The sequence below is a fragment of the Halorubrum halodurans genome (genome assembly GCF_002252985.1).
Lineage (GTDB): Archaea > Halobacteriota > Halobacteria > Halobacteriales > Haloferacaceae > Halorubrum > Halorubrum halodurans.
The window spans coordinates 33612-33971 of the sequence record NZ_NHPJ01000040.1; the positions used below are offsets into that span (position 1 = coordinate 33612).

Annotated in this window: 1 protein-coding gene; it reads left to right on the forward strand. The window is 73.3% G+C overall.

What is annotated here, in order from left to right:
• Positions 1-47 precede the first annotated feature (47 nt).
• Positions 48-197, forward strand: a complete 150-nt coding sequence (locus DJ70_RS03720; protein WP_066412216.1) for a 50S ribosomal protein L40e — start codon at positions 48-50, stop codon at positions 195-197.
• Positions 198-360 lie beyond the last annotated feature (163 nt).

Sequence of the window (360 nt, forward strand, 5' to 3'; positions counted from 1 at the left end):
CGACGCGTCTCGCAACCTTTTACAGCGCCCGCGTGCTCACGGAGAGTATGGCCAGTTTCGACGCCGCGGAACGCCGCAACCTCGACCGACAGATCTGTATGCGCTGTAACGCCCGCAACGCGCCCGACGCCGGCCGCTGCCGCAAGTGCGGCTACACCAAGCTCCGCCCGAAGGCGAAGGAACGCCGCGCGGCCTGAGCCGGGTCACCCCGGTTCGACCCGTTCCGGGCGGGTCCCGCCGTCCACCCGACCCCTTCTCTCGACGTCGGCCGCTCCGAGCCGCCGGCTCAGTCGCCGTCGCCCGCGGCCGCGTCCTCGCCGCTGCCGCGTTCGGCCATCATCGTCGCGGCCCGGCCCGCCC

Excerpts from the sequence above, each read along its gene's own strand:
- DJ70_RS03720 (WP_066412216.1), top strand. The coding sequence starts at position 48 with ATGGCCAGTTTCGACGCCGCGGAACGCCGCAACCTCGACCGACAGATC.